This window comes from Stenotrophomonas sp. 62841_Sma, from assembly GCF_056482945.1.
Window position 1 is genome coordinate 2188712 of record NZ_CM151224.1, and the last position, 25886, is coordinate 2214597.

16 protein-coding genes are annotated in these 25886 nt (G+C 66.1%); 9 read left to right on the forward strand and 7 right to left on the reverse strand.

Annotation, left to right across the window (positions count from 1 at the left end):
• Positions 1-44: 44 nt before the first annotated feature.
• Positions 45-1250 (reverse strand): acyltransferase family protein, encoded by a 1206-nt coding sequence (locus ACZK5G_RS10250; protein WP_478466283.1) that lies wholly within the window; start codon positions 1248-1250, stop codon positions 45-47.
• A 153-nt stretch (positions 1251-1403) separates the two neighbouring features.
• Between ACZK5G_RS10250 and ACZK5G_RS10255 the strand changes: the two genes are divergently transcribed.
• The 8 genes from ACZK5G_RS10255 (at position 1404) to ACZK5G_RS10290 (ending at position 14259) form a co-directional block, all read left to right on the forward strand.
• The gene (locus tag ACZK5G_RS10255; RefSeq protein WP_478466285.1) at positions 1404-2288 is read left to right on the forward strand and encodes a LytTR family DNA-binding domain-containing protein; all 885 of its coding nucleotides are present in this window, start codon (positions 1404-1406) and stop codon (positions 2286-2288) included.
• A 70-nt stretch (positions 2289-2358) separates the two neighbouring features.
• Positions 2359-3484 (forward strand): peptide chain release factor 2 gene (gene prfB, locus ACZK5G_RS10260; protein WP_097048047.1). Its coding sequence is split into 2 segments (ribosomal slippage): positions 2359-2433 and positions 2435-3484, totalling 1125 coding nucleotides; the frame shifts between segments, so codons are not numbered across the junction.
• Between the two features lie 226 nt (positions 3485-3710).
• Positions 3711-4493: a helix-turn-helix transcriptional regulator gene (locus ACZK5G_RS10265; RefSeq protein WP_032128808.1), complete on the forward strand. Its 783-nt coding sequence runs from the start codon at positions 3711-3713 to the stop codon at positions 4491-4493.
• A 668-nt stretch (positions 4494-5161) separates the two neighbouring features.
• Entirely contained in the window at positions 5162-6547 is a 1386-nt protein-coding gene (locus tag ACZK5G_RS10270) for an NAD-dependent succinate-semialdehyde dehydrogenase (protein WP_478466287.1), read from the forward strand.
• 63 nt (positions 6548-6610) lie between these two features.
• Entirely contained in the window at positions 6611-8251 is a 1641-nt protein-coding gene (locus tag ACZK5G_RS10275) for an acetolactate synthase large subunit (RefSeq protein WP_478466288.1), read from the forward strand.
• Positions 8252-8677: 426 nt separating this feature from the next.
• A complete protein-coding gene (gene lysS, locus ACZK5G_RS10280) occupies positions 8678-10189 on the forward strand; it encodes a lysine--tRNA ligase (protein ID WP_049424637.1) in 1512 nt (503 codons plus the stop codon).
• A 205-nt stretch (positions 10190-10394) separates the two neighbouring features.
• Positions 10395-11534, forward strand: coding sequence for a cyclic di-GMP phosphodiesterase response regulator RpfG (gene rpfG / locus ACZK5G_RS10285; RefSeq protein ID WP_478466289.1), 1140 nt, complete (start codon positions 10395-10397; stop codon positions 11532-11534).
• A gap of 1 nt (position 11535) precedes the next feature.
• Positions 11536-14259: a response regulator gene (locus ACZK5G_RS10290; RefSeq protein WP_285303176.1), complete on the forward strand. Its 2724-nt coding sequence runs from the start codon at positions 11536-11538 to the stop codon at positions 14257-14259.
• Between the two features lie 12 nt (positions 14260-14271).
• On the opposite strand, the gene rpfF is transcribed toward ACZK5G_RS10290, so the two are convergent.
• The 5 genes from rpfF to betI all read right to left on the reverse strand — a co-directional run bounded on the left by rpfF (position 14272) and on the right by betI (position 21125).
• Complete coding sequence (rpfF, locus tag ACZK5G_RS10295; protein ID WP_012480080.1) at positions 14272-15141, reverse strand: diffusible signal factor synthase RpfF; 870 nt, start codon at positions 15139-15141, stop codon at positions 14272-14274.
• A gap of 199 nt (positions 15142-15340) precedes the next feature.
• Positions 15341-17017 (reverse strand): long-chain fatty acid--CoA ligase, encoded by a 1677-nt coding sequence (locus ACZK5G_RS10300; protein WP_032129834.1) that lies wholly within the window; start codon positions 17015-17017, stop codon positions 15341-15343.
• Positions 17018-17239: 222 nt separating this feature from the next.
• Complete coding sequence (betA, locus tag ACZK5G_RS10305; protein WP_006441623.1) at positions 17240-18922, reverse strand: choline dehydrogenase; 1683 nt, start codon at positions 18920-18922, stop codon at positions 17240-17242.
• A 101-nt stretch (positions 18923-19023) separates the two neighbouring features.
• Positions 19024-20496: a betaine-aldehyde dehydrogenase gene (gene betB, locus ACZK5G_RS10310; RefSeq protein WP_478466291.1), complete on the reverse strand. Its 1473-nt coding sequence runs from the start codon at positions 20494-20496 to the stop codon at positions 19024-19026.
• Positions 20497-20534: 38 nt separating this feature from the next.
• Positions 20535-21125 (reverse strand): transcriptional regulator BetI, encoded by a 591-nt coding sequence (gene betI, locus ACZK5G_RS10315; RefSeq protein WP_110712191.1) that lies wholly within the window; start codon positions 21123-21125, stop codon positions 20535-20537.
• 170 nt (positions 21126-21295) lie between these two features.
• On the opposite strand from betI, the gene ACZK5G_RS10320 reads away from it, so the two are divergent.
• Positions 21296-22846 carry a BCCT family transporter gene (locus ACZK5G_RS10320; protein WP_478466293.1) on the forward strand — a complete coding sequence of 517 codons (1551 nt, stop codon included), beginning with the start codon at positions 21296-21298 and terminating at the stop codon, positions 22844-22846.
• A gap of 110 nt (positions 22847-22956) precedes the next feature.
• On the opposite strand, the gene acnA is transcribed toward ACZK5G_RS10320, so the two are convergent.
• Entirely contained in the window at positions 22957-25710 is a 2754-nt protein-coding gene (gene acnA / locus ACZK5G_RS10325) for an aconitate hydratase AcnA (protein ID WP_478466295.1), read from the reverse strand.
• Positions 25711-25886 lie beyond the last annotated feature (176 nt).

Below are 25886 nucleotides of genomic sequence, written 5' to 3' on the forward strand. Positions count from 1 at the left end.
GGCCAGGGTGAACCGCGCCAAAGCAGCCGAGTGTGGACTCGGCTCTACACCGGCGCAACACGTGCCACGGGCAGCGATGACGCGTCGTTGCGCAGGCCGAACAGCGGGCGCAGCCAGCGCACGCGGCGGATCAGCAGTTCGTGGATCAGCAGGCAGCCGCCAATGGTGCCGGCCACCAGCAGGGCGGGTTCCAGCCACGGGCCAAGCTGCAACGGTCGCAGCGCGTACAACAAGACGATCAGCACGGTCTGGTGCAGGCTGTACCAGCTGAACACCGCTTCCCGGCAATAGCCCAGGCCTGGCCACGGGCGGAACAGCAGCACCCGCGCCCAGCCGAACAGGGTCAGCAGCATGCACCACGTATACAACGCGCGGCCGACGCGTTCGGTCTGGGCCCACGGCAGTGCCAGCACCCATGCATCCAGATCGCCCACATGGGGCAGGCGGGCCAGTGCGCGGATGCCCAGCTCCAGGCAGAGCCCCAGCACCGCCAGGGCCAGGGTCACGCGGCGCCCGCGCACCAGCAGATCCCAGCCGCGCTGCCAGCGCGCCGCCAGGAAGCCGCCGAGGAACAGCGGCAGCGACTCGGCATGTACATAAACGTCGTCCAGCAGGGCGTGGGTGGGTGGCCAACGCGGCATCAGTACCAGCAGGGACCAGGCCAGCCAGGCCACTGGCACTACCAGCAGTGAGGCGCCCAGCAGGCGGTCGCTCGGCTGCCAGCCTGGCAGCAGCTTGCGCAGTGGACGCAGCAGGCTGGCCAGTACCACCGCCAGTACGGTGTAAGGCAGCAGGTAGGCCAGATACCACAGGTGGTTCCAGGTGAAGCCGTAGGCGGCACCACTGAAATGCGCGCCCGGCCACGGCTGGAACTGCCAGTAGCGCCACAGGAACCGGGCCAGCCCCGGTGCCACGTCGCCCTTGTCCAGCGCTTCGTAGTAGGCCTGCAGGGACACGACGGCGACGATGCCGAACAGCAATGGCAGAAGCAGGCGCCAGCCACGGCGGAGGGTGTGCTGCAACCGGCCCCGGTCGGGCAGGGACAGGCCCAGCGCGATACCGCTGATGGCGAACAGCAGCGGCATGCGCCATCGATTCAGCGCGATCATCGGCCACTGCAGCCATTCGGAGGTGTAGGTGCTCTTGAGGTGAAAGTCCCAGCCGGCCACGTAGGCCATGGCGGCGTGGTAGAGGATCAGCAGGGCGAAGGCGGCGATGCGCAGGGTGTCCAAGTCGTGGCGACGGTGCATGAGCGGCGGGCTTCGGGAGGAAGCTGCACGCTCTGCCAGCCAAGGCCCGGATGCCAGTGGATGGGGCGCGATGGCGGACGTTCAGGGGCCAGTGGTGGGATGGCTGGGACCAATGGCTGATGCGCATGGAGCCGGATGGGCAACAATGGAGGCATGGAGAATGGAGATTCGGCGGCGCTGACCGCCCCAGTTGCAGAACGAACGCGTCGCCCCGGGCTTGCCGTCGCATTCTGGTCGTTGCTGTTCCTGGGCACCGCCGCAGGCAATGTGCTGGCGCAGTGGATGCGGGCATTGCGCGACGCGCAGCCCTTTTCCGCAGGGACTGTCTCGATCGAGGAGTTCAGCAGTGCGCTTGCCAGCCTGGGCCTGCTGGCACTTCTGCATGCCGCCGCTCACCGCTGGCCGTTGCATGCAGACACCTGGCGGCGCCGGATCGGCTTCTACGTGCTGGGTGGCGTTGCCTGGTGGCTGTTGCATGTCAGTGCCATGGTGCTGATGCGCAAGCTGGCCTTCGCCCTGATTGGCCAGCACTACACCTATGGCGCCTGGCCGGCGCAGTGGTTCTACGAGTTCTTCAAGGACGTGCAGACCTACAGCCTGCTGGTGATTGCCGTGCACGCCGTGGCCTGGTTCGGCCGCCAGCGGCAGGGTGAAGCGCACCTGCTGGCCGAGCCCGATGTCGGCCCGCCGGTGGAGCCGGTCGAGCGCCCCCAGCACTTCCTGGTGCGCAAGCTGGGCAAGGAGTTCCTGGTCGCCACCGCCGACGTGGAGTACGCCCAGGCGGCGGGGAACTACGTGAACCTGCGGGTACGCGGCCACGACTACCCGCTGCGGATCACCATGGCGGTACTGGAACAGCGGCTGGACCCGGGCGAGTTCCTGCGTCCGCACCGCAGCTGGCTGATCCATCGGGGCCAGCTGCGCTCGATCGAGCCGCTGGACGGCGGCGAGGCCCTGCTGCACATGGCCGACGGGGCGAAGGTGCCCTGCAGCCGGCGCCAGCTACCGCTGCTGCGGCAGGCGCTGGGGGCAGGGTGAGGCCCTCATTCCGGGCATCCCCGGCCTGCGGTATCATTACCAGTCATCTTTTGAATGCATAACCGCCGACATGATCGAACTGAATCCTGTCCGCCAGCGCATCACCGATCTGACCGATCGCGTGCTGTCGCTTCGGGGGTATCTTTGACTACGACGCCAAGAAAGAGCGTCTTGAAGAAGTAACGCGGGAGCTGGAAAGCCCCGACGTCTGGAACAACGCCGAATACGCCCAGAACCTGGGCCGCGAGCGTTCCAGCCTGGAAAAGACCGTGGGCGGCATCGCCTCGGTGCTGGACGGCCTGGCTGATGCCACCGAACTGCTTGAGCTGGCCGAGTCCGAGCAGGACGAGGACACCGCACTGGCCGTGGTCGCTGACCTGGACAAGCACCAGTCGCACGTCGAGAAGCTGGAGTTCCAGCGCATGTTCTCCGGCGAGATGGACAATGCTGCCGCGTTCGTCGACATCCAGGCCGGTGCCGGTGGCACCGAAGCCCAGGACTGGGCCGAGATCCTGCTGCGCATGTACCTGCGCTGGTGTGAATCGCGCGGCTGGAAGACCGAGCTGATGGAAGTCTCCGGTGGCGACGTCGCCGGCATCAAGTCGGCCACGCTGCGCGTGGAAGGCGACTATGCCTACGGCTGGCTGAAGACCGAGACCGGCGTGCACCGCCTGGTGCGCAAGTCGCCGTTCGACTCGGACAACCGCCGCCACACCAGCTTCACCTCGGTGTTTGTGTCGCCTGAAATCGATGACAACATCGACATCACCATCAACCCGGCCGACCTGCGGACCGACGTGTACCGCTCGTCCGGTGCCGGTGGCCAGCACGTGAACAAGACCGAGTCGGCGGTGCGAATCACCCACATCCCGACCAACATCGTCGTGGCCTGCCAGACCGGCCGCAGCCAGCACCAGAACCGCGACAACGCGATGAAGATGCTGGCCGCCAAGCTGTACGAGCTGGAGATCCAGAAGCGCAACGCCGAGAAGGACGCCGTGGAAGCCACCAAGTCCGACATCGGCTGGGGCAGCCAGATCCGCAACTACGTGCTCGACCAGAGCCGTATCAAGGACCTGCGTACCGGCATCGAGCGTTCGGATACGCAGAAGGTGCTGGACGGCGACCTGGACGAGTTCGTCGAAGCCAGCCTGAAGGCCGGCCTGGCCGTGGGCTCCAAGCGCGTCGATGCCTGATCGACGCGCCTGCGCGGATATCGTCACTCTCGTGCGCAACGCCGAGGGTGGTTGAACCGGTTTTTTGTAGAGCCGAAGGCAGCGGCAGGAGCCGCTGCCAACGTCGCTCGCGACGGCCCGCAGGGTGCCGGTCAGGACGACCGGGCATAGCCATGCTCGGTTGCTGTTCGCGCGGTGGCAGATGCGTCGAGCATGGCTCGACGCTACAACGGGTATGGCGGTGGCGATGATGCGCAGCGAAAGTGAACGCAAGGAACTCGGCGGCTTCCTCAAGGCCTGCCGGGCACGTGTCGATCCTGCCACGCTCGGCCTCCCGGCCGGGCGCCGGCGTACTCCGGGCCTGAAGCGCGAGGAAGTCGCACTGGCGATCGGCGTCAGCGTCAGCTGGTACACCTGGATCGAGCAGGGCCGTGAAGTGCGCGCCTCGCCTGAAGTGCTGGAGCGGCTCGCACAGGTGCTGCGCATGAGCGACGACGAACGCGCCTATGCGTTCGCGCTGTCCGGCTACGGCGTGCCACTGGAATCTCCCGACGAAACGGTGACCGATGGCCTGCGCCAGCTGGTCGAAGCGATGCAGCCGATCCCGGCTTACGTGCGCAATACCCGTTACGACATCCTGGCGTGGAACCCGGCCATCGCCGAGCTGTTCGTGGATTACAGCCAGCTGGCGCCGCATGAGCGCAACACGCTGCGGCTGATGTTCCTGTACCCGCCGTACCGCACGCTGATCCTCAACTGGGAAGAAATGACCCGCGGCCTGCTGGCCGGCTTCCGCGCGGCGATGGCGCAGGCGCCGGACAAGGCCCCGTTCCTGGCGCTGGCCGAGGACATCGCCGCGCACAGCGAGGAGTTCCGTCAGTGGTGGCCCGAGCACGACGTGCGCCGGTTCGACGAAGGTGCGAAGAAGCTGAACCACCCCACGCGCGGGTTGCTGGACCTGCAGTACGTGGCGCTGGTGCCGGAGAGTCGGCACGACCTGTCACTGGTTACCTACCTGCCGCGTAGGTAGGGGGTTGTTCGGCAGGGCTTGCAGCCCTGCACCTGCTTCAAGCCGAAGCAACGGCAACAGCAACAGCGAGCTATCCGTGGGTTGGCGGGGCGGTGTCGGAGTGCGGGGATGCCGCAAGTACGTCCGTGTAGGCTTGGCAGCCGCTTGCTCGCGTGCGCAGTCCTGCGCACACGGCAAGACCGGGGTTGGGCGTCCTGCCCAACCCGCCCGAGGCATGCCTCGGGCCCATGCGGCTGACACCCCGCACTCCGACACCGCCCCGCCTTTGACAGTTTCTCGTGATCTGGTAGATCCACGCCATGCGTGGATGGTTTTCGATCTCAATTGGAGATATTTGATTCCGAAAGAGATTCAGCCACGAATGACGTGGATCTACTGTGGCGACCGACTTGCGTCTGGGGCAGAGCCCCCTGAGTCAGGGGGCGGCCGCGAAGCGGCGGGGGTCTGGGAGCTGGTAAGTGGGGCCCGCGGTTCGCGTAGCGAAGCGTGGGAGCGGCAGCGCGCATGCGATGGCGCGTACCCAGGGCGCAGCCCTGCCGATAACCCCATTCAGGCAGGTAAGTGCAGGTCACAGGATAAGCAGACGCCTTGTTGTGCCCGTCCATCGGGTCCACATTCCTGTGCAGGAGACGGGCCGCCGCCCGTTGTCGAGACACCAGGAGACCTGCATGTCCGCTGCCCCCAGCACCGCCATTTCCCGCGATCCGGCCACCGGCCAGCAGATCGCCAGCCATCCCTTCGCCACCGACGCCGAACTGGAAACAATCCTGGATCGCGGCCAGGTTGGCTTTGCGGCCTGGAGCGCCAGGAGCCTTGAACAGCGTGCAGACGTACTGCGTGCGATGGCGGTGGTACTGCGCCGTGACCGTGAAAAGCTGGCCGCGCTGGCCACCGCCGAGATGGGCAAGGTGCAGGCCGAATCGCTGGCCGAGATCGAGAAGTGTGCCGTGCTGTGCGACTGGTACGCCGACCACGGTGCGCAGTTCCTGCGCGACGAACCGACCCAGGTGCCCGACGACAAGGCCTACGTGTCCTACCTGCCGCTGGGCGTGGTGCTGGGCATCATGCCGTGGAACTTCCCGTACTGGCAGGTGATGCGCGCGGCGGTACCGATCCTGATGGGCGGCAACGGCTTCCTGCTGAAGCCGGCCGAGAACATCGTCGGTACCGCGCAGCTGCTTGACGCCGCCTGGCGCGACGCAGGCCTGCCGGAAGGCACCTTCATCGCCGCCAACATCAGCCGCGAGGGCACCAGCCGTGCGATCGCCGATGACCGCATCGCCGCCGTCACCCTGACCGGCAGCGTGGCCGCCGGCCGCAGCATTGCCGCCCAGGCCGGGCAGGCGCTGAAAAAGGTGGTGCTGGAACTGGGCGGCTCGGATCCGTTCATCGTGCTGGCCGACGCCGACCTCGATGCGGCCGTCGATGCGGCGGTGGCCTCGCGCTTCCAGAACACCGGGCAGGTCTGCATCGCCGGCAAGCGCATCATCGTTGAAGACGCGGTGTACGACCGCTTCGTGGCGCAGTTCTGCCAGAAGGTGCAGGCGCTGACCATCGGCGACGGCCGTGAAGCCGGCAACCGTATCGGCCCGATGGCACGCCAGGACCTGCTGGAACAGCTGGATGCGCAGGTACGGGCCTCGGTGGACGCGGGCGCGAAGCTGCTGGTCGGCGGCCATCAGCTGGATCGCCCGGGCGCGTTCTACGCCCCCACCGTGCTGGCCGACGTGGAGCCGGGCATGCAGGCTTTCGATACCGAGACCTTCGGTCCGGTTGCCTCGATCAGCCGCGCCCGTGATGCCGATCATGCGGTGGAACTGGCCAACCAGAGCGAGTTCGGCCTCAGCGGCAACCTGTGGACCGGCGACCGCGCACGGGCCATGCAGTTGGCGCGCCGGCTGCAGACCGGCGGCGTGTTCGTCAACGGTTTCTCCGCCTCTGACCCGCGCGTGCCGATCGGCGGCGTGAAGAAGAGCGGCTTCGGCCGCGAGCTCTCGCACTTCGGCATCCGCGAATTCGTCAACGCGCAGACGGTGTGGTTCGACAAGCGTTGACGCGCAGCTTCCATCCTTCCTGCAACGATCCATCATCAGTCCAGCGAAAAGGACGGCATTCCAATGTCCAAGGGTTCAGATCTGCTCGTCGCCGCGCTTGAGAACGAAGGCGTCGAGCGTATTTTCGGTATTCCCGGCGAAGAGAATCTCGACGTGGTCGAGTCGCTGCGCCATTCCAGCATCGAGCTGGTCATCACCCGCCACGAACAGGCGGCCGTGTTCATGGCGGCCACCTATGGCCGCCTGACCGGCAAGCCGGGCGTGTGCCTGGCCACGCTTGGCCCGGGCGCGCTCAACTTCACCACCGGTGCCGCCTACGCGCTGCTTGGCGCGTGGCCAGTGATCATGATCACTGGCCAGAAGGGCATCGTCGCCAGCAAGCAGGCGCGTTTCCAGATCGTCGACATCGTCAGCACGATGAAGCCGCTGACCAAGCAGGCGCGGCAGATCGTGTCGGCGCGCACCATTCCGACCATCGTCCGCGAGGCGTTCCGTACCGCGCTGGAAGAGCGCCCGGGCCCGGTGCTGCTGGAGCTGCCCGAAGACATCGCGGCCGATGAGGTCGGGGACGTAGCGCTGATTCCGCCGCACGCGGTGGATCGTCCCATTGCCAGTCCGGAAGCACTGGACCGCGCGGCGGAGATCATCCGCAACGCCAGGCGCCCGCTGCTGATGATCGCCTCGGCGGCGTCGCGGCCGCAGTCCAGCGAAGCGTTGTCGGCATTCGTGCTGCGCGCGGGTATTCCATTCTTCACCACGCAGATGGGCAAGGGTGCGGTGGCCGGTGGTTCGGGCCTGTACATGGGCACCGCCGCGCTGACCGAGCGCGACTACGTGCACATGGCGATCGACCAGGCCGACGTGATCGTGACGATCGGCCACGAGGTCACCGAGAAGCCGCCGTTCGTGATGCGCCCGGGTGGGCCGACCGTGATCCATATCGGCTATTCGCAGGCGGCGGTGGAGCAGGTGTACTTCCCGCAGGTGGAAGTGATCGGTGACATCGGCCGTTCGCTGACCCAGCTGGCCGACCGTATCGAAGGTGCAGTGCCGAACGCCGACGCGCTGCTGCCACTGCGCGCGACCATTCTGGAACACTTGGCTGACCGTGCCGAGGAAGCTGGATTCACCCCGCAGCGGCTGGTGCACGACGTGCGCCAGGTGATGCCGCCGGACGGCATCGTGGCGCTGGACAACGGCATGTACAAGATCTGGTTTGCGCGCAATTACCGCACCCAGGTGGCCAATACGCTGCTGCTGGACAACGCGCTGGCGACGATGGGCGCGGGCCTGCCGTCGGCGATCATGGCCTCGATCCTGTACCCGCAGCGGCGGGTGTTGGCGGTGTGCGGCGATGGCGGATTCATGATGAACAGCCAGGAGCTGGAGACCGCGCGGCGGCTGGGCCTGAACCTGGTGGTGCTGATCCTCAACGACGGCGCCTACGGGATGATCCGCTGGAAGCAGGCGGTGGATGGCTTCACCGACTACGGCATGACGTTCAGTAACCCGGATTTCGTGAAGTATGCGGAAGCCTATGGCTGCAAGGGGCATGAGGTGACGGCCATCGAGCAGTTCATCCCCACGCTGGAGGCGGCGTTCAACGGGGGTGGGGTGCACCTGGTATCGGTGCCGATCGACTACTCGGAGAACCAGCGGGTGCTGGTGGACGAGCTGCGGCAGGCGTTCCCCGGGAACGGTTGACGCCTACCGGGGCATCGGTTCCCCGGAATCCGGTAGGTGTCGACCTTGGTCGACACACGGACCGCCAACCAAGGTTGGCGGCTACCAGAGCGGCGGGCAGCGGACCTGGTAGGTGTCGACCTTGGTCGACACGATGGAGCGCCAACCAAGGTTGGCGGCTACCAGGCGGCGGGCAGCGGACCTGGTAGGTGTCGACCTTGGTCGACACGATGGAGCGCCAACCAAGGTTGGCGGCTACCAGGCGGCGGGCAGTGGGCCTGGTAGGTGTCGACCTTGGTCGACACGCGGACCGCCAACCAAGGTTGGCGGCAACCGGGCAGCGGGCCGGGGCCCGGCCAGGGGCCGGGGCGGGGCGGTTTTGGTATGCTGGGCAACCGGCTGTGCCGGGCGCAACATCCCCCCTCACTACACGATTCCCGCAGATCCATGAGCGAAGCTACCGATACCCCCCCCGTTGACGAAAACAAGTTGATCGCCGAGCGCCGCGAGAAACTCAAAACGCTGCGTGGGCAGGGCATCGCGTACCCGAACGATTTCCGTCGCGAGGACTTCGCCGGCCGCCTGCAGGAAGAATTCGCCGACGCCGAGCAGTGGACCGCTGAGGCCCTGGAAGGCAACGGCCGCCAGGTGAAGATGGCGGGCCGCCTGATGGCCAAGCGCATCATGGGCAAGGCCAGTTTCGCGCAGATCCAGGACGAGTCCGGCCGCATCCAGCTGTTCCTGCAGGGCACGGTGCTGGGCGATGCCTACACCGCCTTCAAGGGCTGGGACGTGGGCGACATCATCGCCGTCGAAGGCGGCCTGACCCGTACCAAGACCGGCGAGCTGTCGGTCAAGGCCGAATCGATCCGCCTGCTGACCAAGTCGCTGCGCCCGCTGCCGGACAAGTGGCATGGCCTGGCCGACGTCGAGCAGCGCTACCGCCAGCGCTATGTCGACCTGATCGTGACCCCGGAGTCGCGCGCGGTGTTCATCAAGCGCTCGAAGATCATCCGCGCGATGCGCGCGTGGCTGGACAACCGCGACTTCCTGGAAGTCGAAACGCCGATGATGCATTACATCCCCGGCGGCGCGGCGGCCAAGCCGTTCACCACCCACCACAATGCGCTGGACCTGGACCTGTACCTGCGCGTGGCGCCGGAGCTGTACCTCAAGCGCCTGACCGTGGGTGGCCTGGAGCGCGTGTACGAGATCAACCGCAACTTCCGCAATGAAGGCGTCAGCACCCGCCACAACCCGGAATTCACCATGATGGAGCTGTACGAGGCCTATGCCACGTACAACGAGATCATGGACCTGACCGAAGGCGTGATCCGTGACGTGGCCAGGACGGTCAATGGCGGCACCGAGGTGGAGTGGGATGGCGCGAAGATCGACCTGGGCCCGGCGTTCCGCCGCTGGCGCATGGACGAGGCTGTGCGCCACCACAACCCGGAAATCTCTGCTGCCGACTGCACCGACCGCGATGCACTGCTGCGCCATTGCGAGCGCTTGAAGATCCGCGTCAAGCCGTCCTACGGCTGGGGCAAGCTGCTGCTGGAGATCTTCGAGGCCACGGTCGAGCACACCCTGATCCAGCCGACCTTCATCACCGACCATCCGGTGGAGGTCTCGCCGCTGGCCCGTGCCAACGACAACGATCCGGGCTACACCGACCGCTTCGAGCTGTTCGTCAACGGCAAGGAGCTGGCCAATGGCTTCTCCGAGCTGAACGACCCGGAAGACCAGGCCCAGCGTTTCCAGGCCCAGGTAGCCGCGAAGGAAGGCGGCGATGACGAGGCCATGCACTACGACGCCGACTACATCCGTGCGCTGGAGTACGGCATGGCCCCGACCGGCGGCCTCGGCATCGGCGTCGATCGCCTGGTGATGCTGCTGACTGGCAGCAGCTCGATCCGTGACGTGCTGCTGTTCCCGTACATGCGTCCGGAGCAGTAAGTCGTCTTTTTGACTCCTGTTTGTGCGCGCCGTCGCGAAATGAGACGGCGCGATTGACGCCTCCCGCACTCGGCGTATCGTTAATGCACTACCTTGACGTCTGTTATGGCTTGATCGGCGCCAGGGGGAGTGCGCATTGTGGAGAGTCCGCTTCACAATGTGATGACGATCATGAACCGGGACGCATGACACGGGAGTCAGGCCGATGCAGGGTGCGAGCGTTCGCAGCGGCAGGGTATCCTCGCCTGCTGATGATCCAGCATGGTCGAGAAGCCAGGCAGAGTACGCGTTGAACATCGTCATTGTTGACGACCAGACGTCCGCGCGGACGATGCTGCGTCACGTCATCGAAGATATCGCGCCGGAACTGAGCGTGTATGACTTCGGTGATCCGTTGACCGCATTGGCCTGGTGCGAGGCGCATCCGGTCGACCTGCTGCTGCTCGATTACCGCATGCCGGAGATGGACGGGCTGGAATTCGCCCGCCGTTTCCGTCGCCTGCCCAAGCACCGCGACATTCCGGTGATCCTGATCACCGTCGTCGGTGACGAGCCGATCCGGCAGGCCGCGTTGGAAGCGGGTGTCATCGACTTCCTGGTCAAGCCGATCCGTCCGCGCGAACTGCGTGCGCGCTGCTACAACCTGCTGCAACTGCGCCAGCAGACCGAGAACGTGAAGCAACGCGCGTTGTCGCTGGAGCAGCGCTTGCTGGCCAGCATGCACGAGGTCGAGGAGCGCGAACGCGAGACCCTGTCGCGGTTGGCACGGGCGATCGAGTTCCGTGATGCCGGTACCAGTGCCTACCTTGAACGCATGGCGCGCGTGGCAGGGCTGATCGCCGAGCAGCTCGGCCTGCCCGAAGATGACGTGCGCCTGATCGAGATGGCCGCGCCGCTGCATGACATGGGCAAGATCGCCATTCCCGATGCAGTGCTGCTCAAGCAGGGCAAGCTCAACGACGAAGAACTGGCGATCATGCGGCGGCACCCGCGCATCGGCCATGAGCTGCTCAGTGGCAGCCAGAACCGCTTCATCCAGGTCGGCGCATTGATCGCGCTGCGCCACCACGAACGTTACGACGGCAGCGGCTACCCGGATGGGCTGGTCGGTGAGGCGATTCCGCTGGAAGCGCGCATCGTCGCCGTGGCCGACGTCTTCGACGCACTCATCTCACCCCGTCCGTACAAGGAAGCATGGACCATGGAAGCCACACTGGCCTATCTGTATGCCCAGCGTGGCCGCCTGTTCGATCCACGCTGCGTGGATGCGCTGATGCGCGGCCACCAGCAGTTGATGGATATCTGCGCCCAGCACTCGACGGCATCGACGCGACCGGGTGGGTGACATGCAGGACCTGTTCGCACGCGTGAGGCGTCGGCTGGCGCAGCGTCCGGATTCGGAACATGGCCAGGCGATCGTGCGGGTGGTGCTGATCTCGCTGATCCTGGTCTATGTGCTGCTGTCCGGTGCGCGCCTGCACCGTCTGGAGCAGTACCAGGGCGTGCTGGCGACGGTACTGACCGGATTGGGACTTTCGCTGCTGCTGTTCGGTTGGCTGCTGTGGAAGCCGGAGCGCTCCGATCCGCGGCGGGTGGCCGGAATGCTGGCCGATTACGGCCTGATCGCGGTCGGCATGATCCAGATGGGTGAGCCGCTGGCGTGGGTGTATGCGGTGGTGATGTGGGTCACGGTGGGCAACGGCCTGCGCTTCGGGCCGCGTTACCTGGCCGCTGCCATCGTGCTGGCGATGGTCAGTTTCGGCACCACCGTGCTGTTGACCCCTTACTGGCAGGCCAACCTGGGGCTGGCCATTTCCCTGTGGTTGGGGTTGCTGGCAGTACCGTTGTGCTGCTCCTCCCTGCTGCGCCGAAGGATGCGACATCCGACCATGGATACGACTCCCGCCGCTGGTTCCGACAAGCGCTCGCTGCTGGCCCGCTTCAAGCAGCGCCTGTCCGGGCGCGAGGACAGCGAGCACGCGCAGAACCTGATCCGCATCATCATCACGGCGCTGTTCATCAGCTACCTCGGCTGGCGCTCGCTGAGCGGCGGCGGTGAGGCGCTGACCGCCACCTGGTTGATCCTGGCCTTCGAGCTGACCATCTCCGCCGGCCTGCTGACCGCGATCCTGGTCAATCCGGGTGTGTCGCATGTGCGCCGGGTGATCGGCATGCTGACCGACTACACCTGCATGGCCTGGATCATGACCATCCAGGGTGAGCCGGCGGCACCGCTGTATGCGGTGATGCTGTGGGTCACGATCGGCAACGGCATGCGCTACGGCAGCACCTACCTGCGCGTGGCCACGGCCATGGGCTGCCTGGCCTTCCTGTGCACGGTGATGCTGTCGCCGTACTGGCGCGGCCACGACTATCTGGGCTGGGGCCTGCTGCTGGGCCTGGGCGCGATTCCGCTGTACTTCGATTCGCTGCTGCATGCCTTGACCCGGGCGGTGGCAGAGGCGCGCCAGGCCAACGAAGCCAAGAGCCGTTTCCTGGCCAACATGAGCCATGAGTTCCGCACGCCATTGAACGGGCTGGCCGGCATGACCGAAGTGCTGGCCACCACCCGCCTGGACGACGAACAGCGCGAGTGCCTGAACACCATCCAGGCCTCGACCCGCAGCCTGTTGGCGCTGGTGGAAGAGGTGCTGGACATCTCCGCGATCGAAGCCGGCAAGGTGCGCGTGGAGTGGCACGAGTTCGCGCTGGCCGACGTGCTGCAGGCGATCAACCTGATCCTGACGCCGCAGACCCGCTCCAAATCGCTGGACTATCGCGTGCAGGTGGATGACAACGTGCCGCCGCGCCTGCTGGGTGATGCCGGTCATCTGCAGCAGATCCTGCTCAATCTGATGGGTAACGCGGTCAAGTTCACCGACAGCGGCTACGTGCATCTGCGCGTGTCCAGCCCCGATGTGCTGGGCAGCGAGCGGATGCGCCTGCGATTCGAGATCGTCGACAGCGGCATCGGGGTGCCGGTGGCGCTGCGCGGCCGGCTGTTCAATGCCTTCGAGCAGGGCGATGTCGGCCTGGCCCGCCGCCATGAAGGCACCGGTCTGGGCACCGCCATTGCCAAGGGCCTGGTCGAGTCGATGGGCGGGCAGGTCGGTTATGCGCCGAACAGCCCGCGCGGCAGCGTGTTCTGGGTCGAGATCACGCTGGACGTCGCAGACACCTCATCAGCCCCGGCGGTTCCGTCCGAGGTGGCTGAAGCCGGCAATGTCATCGCGTTCTCCAATCCCTTCCTGCGCCATCGTGCGCGCGTGCGCAGCCTGCGGGTGCTGGTGGCCGACGACCACGAAGCCAACCGCATGGTGCTGCAGCGGTTGCTGGAGAAGGCCGGCCACAAGGTCACCTGCGTCAATGGCGGCGCCGAAGTGCTCGATGCGTTGGAGCAGGCCAGTTACGACGCAGCGATCGTCGATCTGCACATGCCCGGCATGAGCGGACTGGACCTGCTCAAACAGTTGCGGGTGATGCAGGCCAGTGGCATGCCTTACGTTCCGGTCATGGTGCTGAGCGCGGACGTCACCCCCGAGTCCATCCTGCGTTGCGAGCAGGCCGGTGCCCGCGCCTTCCTTGCCAAGCCCGTGGTGGCCACCCGTCTGCTGGAAGTGCTGGCCGATGTCGCCGCCAACACCCGCGCCGAGTCCGGCATCCAGTCGGTGCCGGCATTGCCGGTTGGCGATGGCGTGCTCGATACCGCGGTGCTGGACGAGCTGGCGTCGCTGGGTATGGGCGATGGCTTCGAACGCAAGTTCATCGACCAGTGCCTGGCGGACGTCGACGCGAGCATGGGCCAGCTGCAGGGCTGCGGCGAGCGCCAGGCCTGGGAGGATTTCCGCGAGCACGCACACGCGCTGCGCGGTGTGGCGAGCAACCTGGGGCTTGTCCAGGTTGCCGCCTCCAGTGGCGAAATCATGCGCATGGCGGACTGGCAGCTGAAGGGTGAATGGAACGCCCGCCTCGGCAGCCTGGCGACTGCCCTGCGCAACGGCAGGAATGCGTTGGCTGCCCGTAGTGCGGGAGCATCGCACCGCGACGACAGCGAGCGCAGCCCGTCCTGACCCGCCAGACGGTCAGGCCGGGTCGCCATTGCGCCGGGCCTGCGCCCGTACCAGCCGATCCATGGTGCGCAGGGACTTCTCGCCGAGCTGCATGGCGGTGTCCACCCAGATCTCGGTGATCCGCATCATTTCATGCAGCGGCACCATGGTGGCGATCTCGTTGACCTCACGCATCGCCGCCCACGCGTGCGGAATGCGCCGGCTTTCCTTGATCACCTGTTCGACCGCGGCAACGCCTTCGCCCACCGGCACCACGATGTCGACCAGGCCCATCTCCTTCAGCTGGCTGGCGGTGTAGAGGTTGCCTTCCAGCATGATCTTCTCGGCCAGGCGCGGGCTGATCCGCTGGCACAGGAAGGAGTAGGCGCCCATGCCCGGGAACAGGTCGAACAGCACCTCGGGCAGGCCCATCAGCACGCCTTCCTCGGCGACGATGGTGTGGCAGCTCAGTGCGGCCTCGAAGCCGCCACCCAGTGCATTGCCCTGGACCAGGGCGATGCTGTGGGCACGGGTGCCCAGGCCGGCATGGAAGGCATGCACGCCGCGCACGCAGCGTTGGGCATAGTCGAGCAGGCGGGCCCGGTCGCCCTCGCGGATCAGGCGGCAGAACAGTTCGAGATCGCCACCCAGGTTGAACACGTCGCTGTCCGAGGCAAGAACGACATGGGGTGACAGAGCGTGCGAGGCGCTGAGGCGATCGCCCAGTTCGCGCTGGTAGTCGACGATGTCATCGACCAGGCGCGAGGCGAAGCACGGCCGGCCCGGCTGGTTGACCAGGTTGGCGTGCATGTGGATCCAGTAGACATCCCGCTCGGGTTCTTCGGTGATACGCAGGGTAGGGTGCTGCGAGGGACGGGTGATGATGGGGCGTACTGCGGACATGGGAGTTCTCCGTGTGACCGTCCGGCCAACCGCAGAGCGGACGGAGAGGAGTGAGGGGGCGGGCTGAACGTGCGGCGGCGACTGATTCTATGCACCCGTCGTGAACCGCCCGCAAGCGCTGTACCGGCCATGTTCCGGTAATAAAAAGACCCCGCCGTCTCCGGCGGGGTCCCTGTACTCTCCCGTTGCCCGGAAACCCTTACTGGGCGGGCGTATCACGCAGCTCGCGACGGAGAATCTTGCCGACGTTGGTCTTCGGCAGCTCCTTTCGGAATTCTACGATTCTGGGGTGCTTGTAACCGGTCAGGTTTGCCCGCGCATGTTCCTTGACCATTTCCGCGGTCAGGTTCGGGTCCTTCTTCACGATCACGACCTTGACCACTTCGCCGGACTTTTCGTCCGGGACACCGACGGCGGCGACTTCCAGCACGCCCGGCATCATCGCGATGACGTCTTCGACCTCATTCGGGTACACGTTGAAGCCGGACACCAGGATCATGTCCTTCTTGCGGTCGACGATGTAGAAGAAGCCCTGTTCGTCCATCTTCGCCATGTCGCCGGTGTGCAGCCAGCCGTCCGCATCGATGGCGGTGGCGGTTTCTTCCGGACGCTGCCAGTAGCCCTTCATCACCTGCGGGCCCTTGATGCACAGCTCGCCCACTTCGCCCAGCGCCAGGATGTTGCCGTTGTCGTCCTTGATGCAGGCATCGGTGGACGGGATCGGCAGGCCGATGGCACCGTTGTACTCGGGCAGGGTGAGCGGATTGATGCAGGCCGCGGGCGAGGTCTCGGTCAGGCCATAGGCTTCGACCAGGGTCACGCCGGTGACCTTCTTCCAGCGTTCGGCCACGGCACGTTGCACCGCCATGCCGCCGCCCAGGGTGAACTTGACCGAAGAGAAGTCGATCTCGTCGAAGCCCGGGGTGTTGAGCAGGCCGTTGAACAGCGTGTTGACGCCGGTGATGGCAGTGAAGCGGGTGCCCTTGAGCTCCTTGACGAAGCCCTTCATGTCGCGTGGGTTGGTGATCAGGTGGTTGCAGCCACCGAACTTCATGAAGACCAGGCCGTTCGCGGTCAACGCGAAGATGTGGTACAGCGGCAGGGCAGTGATGATCACTTCCTTGCCCGGCTCGATGCCGGAGGTGGACAGCCACGCCGACGCCTGCTGCATGTTGGCGATCAGGTTGCGGTTGGTCAGCATCGCACCCTTGGCCACGCCGGTGGTCCCGCCGGTGTACTGCAGGAAGGCAATGTCGTCGTGGTCGATCTCGACCGGCGGAAGCGCGTGGCGGCTGCCCAGCTTGAGCGCCTGCTTGAAGCGGACGGCGCCCTTGATGTGGTAGTTGGGCACCATCTTCTTGATGTACTTCAGCACGAAGTTGACGATCGCGCCCTTGGCGCCGAGCAGGTCGCCCAGGCCGGTGGTGACCACGTGCTTGACCGGCGTATCGGCGATGACCTGTTCGACGGTGTCGCCGAAGTTGTCGACCACCACCAGGGCACTGACGCCGGCATCAACCAGCTGGTGCTTGAGTTCGCGCGCGGTGTACAGCGGGTTGACGTTGACCACGGTCAGGCCGGCGCGCAGCACGCCGAAGGTGGCCACCGGGTACTGCAGGCAGTTGGGCATCATCAGGGCGACGCGGTCACCCTTCTTGAGCTTGAGCTCACCCAGCAGGTAGGCGGCGAACTGGGTGACCAGCGCGTCCGTCTCACCATAGGTGAGGACCTTGCCGAAGCTGGAGTAGGCGGGACGGTCGCGGAATTTCGCGACGGAAGCGTCGAAGACCGAGGCGACCGAATGGAATTCGTTGACGTCGATTTCGGCGGGAACGCCTTTCGGATAGCTCTGCAGCCAGGGACGATCCAGACTCATATTCCCCCTCCAGGAATCGTGATGTTTTAGGTTACGGCCCTGAGCGTATCGACAATGGCCGTTCATTGCAGCATACCCCGCCGTAGGGAAAACGCGAAGAGGCCCCGAGGGGCCTCTTTGCTTGGTAGTGCCGGCCGCTGGCCGGCATCTGCGCTCGATCGGGATTCCGGTAGATGCCGGCCAGCGGCCGGCACGACCGTGGCCCCAAGCGGGGCGCTTGCGTCAGCCCTGCTTGCGTACCGGTGCGCCGTTGGCCTTGTAGTACGGCGCGGTGCTGCGGGCCAGCGGAGTGCGGCCACGGATCACGTCGGCCAGCTTCTCGGCCATCATGATGGTCGGCGCGTTGAGGTTGCCGGTCACCACCTGCGGCATGATCGAGGCATCGACGATGCGCAGGCCTTCCAGCCCGTGCACGCGGCCCTGGCCGTCGACCACCGCCATCGGATCATCGGCGTGGCCCATCTTGTTCGAGCACGACGGGTGGTAGGCGGTCTCGGCATGCTCGCGGACGAACGCATCGATCTGCGCGTCGGTCTGCAGCGCACTGCCCGGGGAGATCTCGCGGCCGCTGTACGGCGCCAGCGCCGGCTGCGCGAAGATCTCGCGGGTGATCCGGATCGCGGCACGGAACTCGCGCCAGTCCTGGTCGTGCGACATGTAGTTGAACAGGATGCTCGGATGTTCGCGCGGATCCTTCGAACGCACGTGGATGCGGCCGCGGCTGGGCGAGCGCATCGAACCGACGTGCATCTGGAAGCTGTGTGCCTTGATCGGGTTGGAGCCGTTGTAATTGATCGCCACCGGCAGGAAGTGATACTGCAGGTTCGGCCAGTCGAATTCGGCGTCGCTGCGGATGAAGCCACCGGCCTCGAACTGGTTGCTGGCGCCGATGCCGGTGCCCAGGAACAGCCACTCGGCACCGATGGCCGGCTGGTTGTACAGCTTCAGTGCCGGCGCCAGCGAGACCGGCTTCTTGCACTCGTACTGCAGGTACATCTCAAGGTGGTCCTGCAGGTTGGCGCCGACGCCCGGCAGGTGGTGCACCAGGTCGATGTCCAGGCTGCGCAGCAAGTCGGCCGGGCCGACGCCCGAGCGCTGCAGGATCTGCGGCGAAGCGATGGCGCCGCCGCACAGCAGCACTTCGCGGCGGGCGGTGGCACGCTGCGGCTGGTCGTTGTGCAGCCACTGCACGCCCACCGCGCGCTTGCCCGAGAACAGGATGCGGTCGGTCAGCGCGTGGGTGACGATGGTCAGGTTCGGGCGCGGCTTGGCCAGGTCCAGGTAGCCGCGGGCAGTGCTGGAGCGACGGCCCTTCGGGGTCACCGTGCGGTCCATCGGGCCGAAGCCTTCCTGCTGGTAGCCGTTGAGGTCGTCGGTGCGCGGGTAGCCGGCCTGCACGCCGGCCTCGACCATCGCAGCGAACAGCTCGTTGTTGCCGGCCTTCGGCGTGGTCACGCGCAGCGGGCCGTCGCCACCGTGGTAGTCGTTGGCGCCGATGTCACGGGTTTCGGCCTTGCGGAAGTACGGCAGGCAGTCCAGGTAGGTCCAGTCTTCCAGGCCCGGCATGCTGGCCCAGTTGTCGTAGTCCATCGCGTTGCCGCGGATGTAGCACATGCCGTTGATCAGCGACGAGCCGCCCAGACCCTTGCCGCGGCCGCAGTCCATGCGGCGGTTGTTCATGAAGGGCTCGGGATCGGTCTTGTACGCCCAGTTGTAGCGCTTGCCCTGCAGCGGGAAGGCCAGTGCCGCCGGCATCTGGGTACGGAAGTCGAGCCGGTAGTCCGGGCCACCGGCTTCCAGCAGCAGCACGCTGACATCGGCATCTTCGGTGAGGCGGGTGGCCAGCACGTTGCCGGCCGAACCGGCGCCGATGATGATGTAGTCGTACTCGTTATGGGTGCTCATGGGTGTCTCCTGCAGGCCGGGGCGCGCTGCGTGCAGGCGTCCCGGCGGAATGTCGGATCGGCGCGGTGGCCGGACGAAGGTGCGCGCTCGCGGCGCGCCGATCAGAACACGCTGGCGTAGTCGCCCAGTTCCACCTGCACCGACTTGATGCGGGTGTAGTGGCCGAGGGTGGAGATGCCGTTCTCACGGCCGACGCCGGATTCCTTGTAACCGCCGACCGGCATTTCGGCCGGAGATTCGCCCCAGGTGTTGATCCAGCAGATGCCGGCTTCCAGGCGGTGGATGATGCGATGGGCGCGGCTGACGTCCTTGCTGACCACACCGGCGGCGAGGCCGAAGGTGGTGTCGTTGGCTCGACGCACCACTTCGTCTTCGTCGTCGTAGGCGAGGATGCTCATCACCGGCCCGAAGATCTCTTCCTTGACGATGGTCATGTCATCGCGGCAGTCGGAGAACACGGTCGGCAGCACGTAGGCGCCATTGGCCAGCGCGCCTTCGGTGGCACGGCCGCCGCCGGTCAGCAGGCGAGCGCCTTCGGCCTTGCCGCTTTCGATGTAGCGCAGCACGTTTTCCATGTGCGGGAAGCTGGTCAGCGGGCCGAAGTTGGTCTCGGCGGCCATCGGGTCGCCGATGCGGATGCGCTTGACGCGCTCGACCACGGCGGCTTCGAACGCGGCCAGCATGCTGCGCGGCACGAACACGCGGGTGCCGTTGGTGCAGACCTGGCCGGAGCTGAAGAAGTTGGCCATCACCGCGATGTCGGCGGCGCGGTCGAGGTCGGCGTCATCGCAGATCACCAGCGGCGACTTGCCGCCCAGCTCCATGGTCACTTCCTTCAGCGACGAGGATGCGGCGCTGGCCATGACCTTCTTGCCGGTGGCGACGCCGCCGGTGAAGGAGATCTTCTCGATCACCGGGTGCTCGGTCAGCCACTGGCCGATCTCGCGGCCCGGGCCCTGCACGACGTTGAACACGCCGGCCGGCACACCGGCTTCGGTGTAGATCTCGGCCAGGCGGATCGCGGTCAGCGGGGTCACTTCGGACGGCTTGAACACCATCGCGTTGCCGGCGGCCAGGGCCGGGGCCGACTTCCACATGGCGATCTGGATCGGGTAGTTCCAGGCGCCGATGCCGGCGACCACGCCCAGCGGCTCGCGGCGGGTGTAGAAGAAGCTCGATTCGCGCAGCGGCAGCTGGATGCCTTCGATGGCGGTGGCCAGGCCGGCGTAGTACTCGACCACGTCGGCGCCGGTGACGATGTCCACGGTGGTGGTTTCGGCCAGCGCCTTGCCGGTGTCCAGGGTTTCCAGGTGGGCCAGTTCGTCGTTGCGCTCGCGCAGGATCTCGACGGCGCGGCGCAGGATGCGCGAGCGTTCCATGGCGGTCATCGCCGCCCACACCTTCTGGCCTTCGGCCGCGCTCTGCACGGCGCGTTCGACGTCGGCCTGGCTGGCGACCTGCACTTCAGCGATCACGTCACCGGTGGCCGGGTTCACGGTCTTGAAGGTCTTGCCGCTGGTGGCATCGACGCGCTGGCCGTGGATGTAGAGCTGTTGGACGGGCAGGGTGGTCATGGGGCGTACTCCTTGGAAGGGGGCGGGTGCTGAAGCGCTTATAGCGCGACAGCCTGCAACTGGAAGTCGATGTAGCCGTAAGCAATGCGCCGGGACTTCTCGGCGTTGAACTGGCCGCCGACCAGGCTGCCGCGCAGCCACAGGCCGTCGATCATCGCGGCCAGGCCACGGGCGGCCAAGCGGGCCTGCGGGTGGGGCAGCAGGCGGTTGAACTGGTGGCACAGGTTGGAGAACAGGCGCTGGTCGTTGGCGCGCTGCAAGCGGGCCAGTTCCGGCTGGTGCATGCTCGCGGCCCAGAAGGTCAGCCAGACGCGCATCGCGGTGCCGTTGATCTGGCTGTCGTCGAAGTTGCCGTCGACGATGGCGCGCAGTTGCTCGCGCGGGTCGTCGCCGGCGCCGGCGCGGTAGCGGGCCACTGCGTCCTTCAGTTCGCGCAGGATCTGCCGCATTGCAGCATTGAGCAGACCGTCCTTGTCGCCGAAGTAGTGGGCGACGATGCCGCTGGACAGCCCTGCCTTCTTCGCGATGGTGGCGACGGTCGCATCGGCCATGCCGATCTCGTCGATGGTCTGGAAAGTGGCCCGGATCAGCTGTTCGCGCCGTACCGGTTCCACGCCTTTCTTCGGCATTGTCTCTCCACGGATTGCGACCCGAAGGATCGGGCTGCCCGCCATTATGCTTTTTATTGATTGAACGTTCAATCAATAAACCCTAGGATGCGCTCGCGCCCCACGCCATGGGCCCGGTTTACCGGTCCGGCCCCGCCCATGTGCTCCCTCGGACTTGATGAGACGACCCCATGTCTTCCCTGGCTCATCCCAAGCGTTCGCCCCTGCGCTTGAACCGCTTTGTCTTCTTCAGCTCCTCGGTGTCGATCGGCATCCTCGGGCTGCTTACCGTTCTCTATCCCGAAAGCAGCGAGCACTGGCTGCAGTGGGCGCAGGCCGAAGTCTCGGCGGCGTTCGGCTGGTGGTACATGCTGCTGATCGTGCTGTGCCTGGGCTTCGTGCTGTGGCTGGCGTTCTCGCAGTACGGCCGCATCCGCCTGGGCCACAACGAGGAATCACCGGCGTTCGGCTACGTGGCCTGGGTGTCGATGCTGTTCTCGGCCGGTATCGGCATCGCGCTGCTGTACTACGGCGCCTACGAGCCGCTGGACCACTTCCTCAATCCGCCCGGGCAGCCCGGCGGGACCGTGGCCGCCGGCCGCGAGGCGATGGTGCTGACCTTCCTGCACTGGGGCCTGCACGGCTGGGCGCTGTATGCGCTGGTCGGCGTGGCGCTGGGCTATTTCGCCTACCGCCGCGACCTGCCGCTGGCGCTGCGTTCGGCGCTGTACCCGATCTTCGGTGAGCGCATCCATGGCCGCATCGGCGACATGGTCGATGGCTTCGGCATCCTTGCCACGCTGATCTCGATGGTGACCAACCTCGGCATCGGCGCGCTGGTGGTGCAGTCCGGCCTGGTCTACCTGTTCCACATTCCGGATACGCCGCAGGTGCTGGTGGCAATTGTGCTGGTGATGATGGTGGTGGCCACCATCGGCGTGGTGGCGGGTGTGGAGAAGGGCATTGCCTGGCTCTCCAACCTCAACGTGCGCCTGCTGTGCGGCCTGCTGCTGTTCGTGCTGGTCACTGGCCCGACCCTGCACCTGTTCGATGGTCTGATCCAGAACACCGGCGATTATCTCGGCGCATTCGTGCGCAAGAGCTTCGACATGTACCTCAACGACCCGAAGGGCCGTGAGTGGATGGGCTCGTGGACGCTGTTCTACTGGGCGTGGTGGATCGCCTGGGCGCCGTTCGTCGGTCTTTTCGTGGCGCGCATCTCGCGTGGCCGCACCATCCGTGAAGTGATCATGGGCGTGCTGCTGATCCCCCTCGGTTTCACCCTGGCGTGGCTGTCGATCTTCGGCAACACGGCTATCGACCTGGTGCTCAACCATGGCCAGGCGATCCTGGGTGACGTGGCCCAGCATGATGCGGCGATGACCCTGTTCAAGCTGCTGGAGTACCTGCCCGGCGCGCCGTACGTGGCCGGTGCCGCAGTGGTGATCGGCTTCGTGCTGTTCCTGACCCCGGTTGACTCGGGCACGCTGATGATCGCCAACCTGTGCACCCGTCGCGTTGACGACGGCGTGGAGGATGGCCACGACGCGCCGATCTGGCTGCGCGTGTTCTGGGCGGCTGGCATCACCGTGGCCAGCGTCGGCCTGCTGCTGGCCGGCAACTTCAGTGCGATGCAGACCGCGGTGGTGCTGTGCGGCCTGCCGTTCTCCTTCACCCTGGCGTTCTACATGTGGGGCCTGCTGAAGGCCCTGCGCACCGACCCGGACGCACCGCGGCGGTAGATAGCGCCGGGCCCTGCCCGGCAAACGCGAAAGCAAAGGGCCGGATCTGTGAGGATCCGGCCCTTTGCGTTTGCTTCCGGGATCCGCCGGGCATGGCCCGGCGCTACCAGTTACTTGGCTGCCAACTGGCGCAGTACGTACTGCAGCAGGCCGCCGTGGCGGAAGTACTCGACTTCCTTCGGGGTCAGCAGCATCACCGAGACTTCGAAGGTCTTCTTGGTGCCGTCAGCCTTGGTTGCGGTGACCGTGGCGCGCTTGCTTGCACCGTCCTGCAGGCCGGTGATGTCGATCACTTCCGAACCGTCCAGGCCCAGGCTCTGTGCATTCTCGCCGTTGCGGAACTGCAGCGGCAGCACGCCCATGCCGACCAGGTTGGAGCGGTGGATGCGCTCGAAGCTCTCTGCGATGACCGCCTTCACCCCCAGCAGCAGGGTGCCCTTTGCCGCCCAGTCACGCGACGAGCCGGTGCCGTATTCCTTGCCGGCCAGCACCACCAGCGGCACCTTGTCGGCCTTGTACTTCATGGCTGCATCGTAGATCGCCAGCTTTTCCGGCTGGCCGCCAGCGGCCGGGTAGTACAGGGTGTTGCCACCTTCCTCGCCACCGAACATCAGGTTCTTGATGCGGATGTTGGCGAAGGTGCCGCGGACCATCACGTCATCGTTGCCGCGGCGGCTGCCGTAGCTGTTGAAGTCGGCCGGCTGCACGCCGCGCTCCTGCAGGAAGCGGCCTGCCGGCGAGTCCTTCTTGATGTTGCCGGCCGGGGAGATGTGGTCGGTGGTGATCGAATCGCCGAACAGGCCCATCACGCGTGCGCCGTGTACGTCGTCGATGCTGCCGGTCTGCATGGTCATGCCATCGAAGTACGGCGGGTTCTTGATGTAGGTGGAGGCATCGCTCCACTCGTACAGGTTGCCGTCCGGCGAGGCGATGGTGTTCCAGCGGGTATCACCCTTGAACACGTCGGCATAGTTCTGCTTGAACATCTCCGGGCCGATGGTCGCGGCGATGACATCGCCGATTTCCTTGTTGCTCGGCCAGATGTCGCGCAGGAACACCGGCTGGCCATCGCTGCCGGTGCCCAGCGGCTGGGTGGTCAGGTCGATGTCGGTGGTGCCGGCGATGGCATAGGCCACCACCAGCGGCGGGCTGGCCAGGTAGTTCATCTTCACTTCGGGGTGCACGCGGCCCTCGAAGTTGCGGTTGCCGGACAGTACCGAGGTGACGACCAGGTCGCCGGTGGCGATGCCGGCGCTGACTTCGGTCGGCAGCGGGCCGGAGTTGCCGATGCAGGTGGTGCAGCCGTAGCCGACCACGTAGAAGCCGATCTTCTCCAGCTCCTTCAGTACGCCGGCCTTTTCAAGGTAATCGGTGACCACGCGCGAACCTGGGCCGAGCGAGGTCTTCACCCACGGCTGGCGGTTCAGGCCCTTGGCGGCCGCGTTGCGGGCCAGCAGGCCAGCACCGATCATCACCGCCGGGTTGGAGGTGTTGGTGCAGGAGGTGATGGCAGCGATGACCACTGCACCATCCTTCAGGCGGACCTTGCGGCCTTCGGTTTCGATGTCCGCGTAGCCCTTGGCCAGCTGCTCGTTGCCGACCGCCGCACCGCCGCCTTCGTTGACGAACGAGGAGACATCTTCGCTGCGCTTGTCACGGTTGGTGGTCAGGCCAACCAGGGCTTCGCGGTAGTTCTTCTGCACGTCTTCCAGCAGCACGCGGTCCTGCGGACGCTTCGGGCCGGCCAGCGACGGCTTCACCGTGCCCATGTCCAGTTCCAGCGTGGTGCTGTACTGCGCGTGCGGGCTGCCCGGTTCGTGCCACAGGCCCTGCGCCTTGGCATAGGCTTCGACCAGATCGATCTGCTCTTCGCTGCGGCCGGACAGGCGCAGGTAGTTCAGCGACTCGGCGTCGATCGGGAAGATGCCGCAGGTGGCGCCGTATTCCGGCGCCATGTTGCCGATGGTGGCACGGTCAGCCAGCGGCAGGTGCTGCAGGCCGTCACCGTAGAACTCGACGAACTTGCCGACGACGCCCAGCTTGCGCAGCATCTGGGTGACGGTCAGCACCAGGTCGGTGGCGGTGGCGCCCTCGGGCAGCTTGCCGGTCAGCTTGAAGCCGACCACCTGCGGGATCAGCATCGACGACGGCTGGCCGAGCATGGCCGCCTCCGCTTCGATGCCGCCCACGCCCCAGCCCAGCACGCCGATGCCGTTGATCATCGTGGTGTGGCTGTCGGTACCGAACACGGTATCGGGGTAGGCGACCGCCTTGCCGTCCTTGTCCGCCGTCATCACCACGCGGGCCAGGTTCTCCAGGTTCACCTGGTGGACGATGCCGGTGTTCGGCGGCACTACCTTGAAGTTGTCGAAGGCCTTCTGGCCCCAGCGCAGGAAGCCGTAGCGTTCCTGGTTGCGCTGGAACTCGATCTTGCCGTTGAGGTCCAGCGCGTCCGGCTTGCCGAACACGTCGACCTGCACAGAGTGGTCGATGACCAGTTCGGAGGGAATCTGCGGGTTGATCTGCTCAGGCGAGCCGCCGAGCTTGACCACCGCGTCGCGCATCGCGGCGAGGTCGACCACGCAGGGCACGCCGGTGAAGTCCTGCAGGACCACGCGCGCCGGCATGAAGGCGATTTCGGTGTCCGGCTCGGCCGCCGGGTTCCAGCGGGCCACGGCTTCGATGTGGTCCTTGCCGACGGTGATGCCGCCGTCCTCGTGCCGGAGCAGGTTCTCCAGCAGGATCTTCATCGAGTAGGGCAGGTGGGAGATATCGAAGCGCTGGCCCAGCGTGGGCAGGCTGAAGTAGTCGTAGGTCTTGCCGCCGACGTTCAGCTGGCTGCGGGTGGAGAACGAATCGCTCATGCGGGGTAACTCCTTCTTGCGGATGGCTTGCAGTGGCCCGCGCATGGGCGGACCTGCTTGCGGTCGCCGCGGGCCTGACGGCCCCGGTGGTTCCAGTATGAACCCGAAACTGAATGGATTCACCCGGGCCGGGTTCCGGCCTGCGGCATCGGTTCCAGACTACAGGGGAAGGTGTA

Coding starts and splice junctions, on each gene's coding strand:
- ACZK5G_RS10250 (WP_478466283.1), bottom strand. CDS start 1,250: ATGCACCGTCGCCACGACTTGGACACCCTGCGCATCGCCGCCTTCGCC.
- ACZK5G_RS10255 (WP_478466285.1), top strand. CDS start 1,404: ATGGAGAATGGAGATTCGGCGGCGCTGACCGCCCCAGTTGCAGAACGA.
- ACZK5G_RS10265 (WP_032128808.1), top strand. CDS start 3,711: ATGATGCGCAGCGAAAGTGAACGCAAGGAACTCGGCGGCTTCCTCAAG.
- ACZK5G_RS10270 (WP_478466287.1), top strand. CDS start 5,162: ATGTCCGCTGCCCCCAGCACCGCCATTTCCCGCGATCCGGCCACCGGC.
- ACZK5G_RS10275 (WP_478466288.1), top strand. CDS start 6,611: ATGTCCAAGGGTTCAGATCTGCTCGTCGCCGCGCTTGAGAACGAAGGC.
- lysS (WP_049424637.1), top strand. CDS start 8,678: ATGAGCGAAGCTACCGATACCCCCCCCGTTGACGAAAACAAGTTGATC.
- rpfG (WP_478466289.1), top strand. CDS start 10,395: ATGCAGGGTGCGAGCGTTCGCAGCGGCAGGGTATCCTCGCCTGCTGAT.
- ACZK5G_RS10290 (WP_285303176.1), top strand. CDS start 11,536: ATGCAGGACCTGTTCGCACGCGTGAGGCGTCGGCTGGCGCAGCGTCCG.
- rpfF (WP_012480080.1), bottom strand. CDS start 15,141: ATGTCCGCAGTACGCCCCATCATCACCCGTCCCTCGCAGCACCCTACC.
- ACZK5G_RS10300 (WP_032129834.1), bottom strand. CDS start 17,017: ATGAGTCTGGATCGTCCCTGGCTGCAGAGCTATCCGAAAGGCGTTCCC.
- betA (WP_006441623.1), bottom strand. CDS start 18,922: ATGAGCACCCATAACGAGTACGACTACATCATCATCGGCGCCGGTTCG.
- betB (WP_478466291.1), bottom strand. CDS start 20,496: ATGACCACCCTGCCCGTCCAACAGCTCTACATCCACGGCCAGCGCGTC.
- betI (WP_110712191.1), bottom strand. CDS start 21,125: ATGCCGAAGAAAGGCGTGGAACCGGTACGGCGCGAACAGCTGATCCGG.
- ACZK5G_RS10320 (WP_478466293.1), top strand. CDS start 21,296: ATGTCTTCCCTGGCTCATCCCAAGCGTTCGCCCCTGCGCTTGAACCGC.
- acnA (WP_478466295.1), bottom strand. CDS start 25,710: ATGAGCGATTCGTTCTCCACCCGCAGCCAGCTGAACGTCGGCGGCAAG.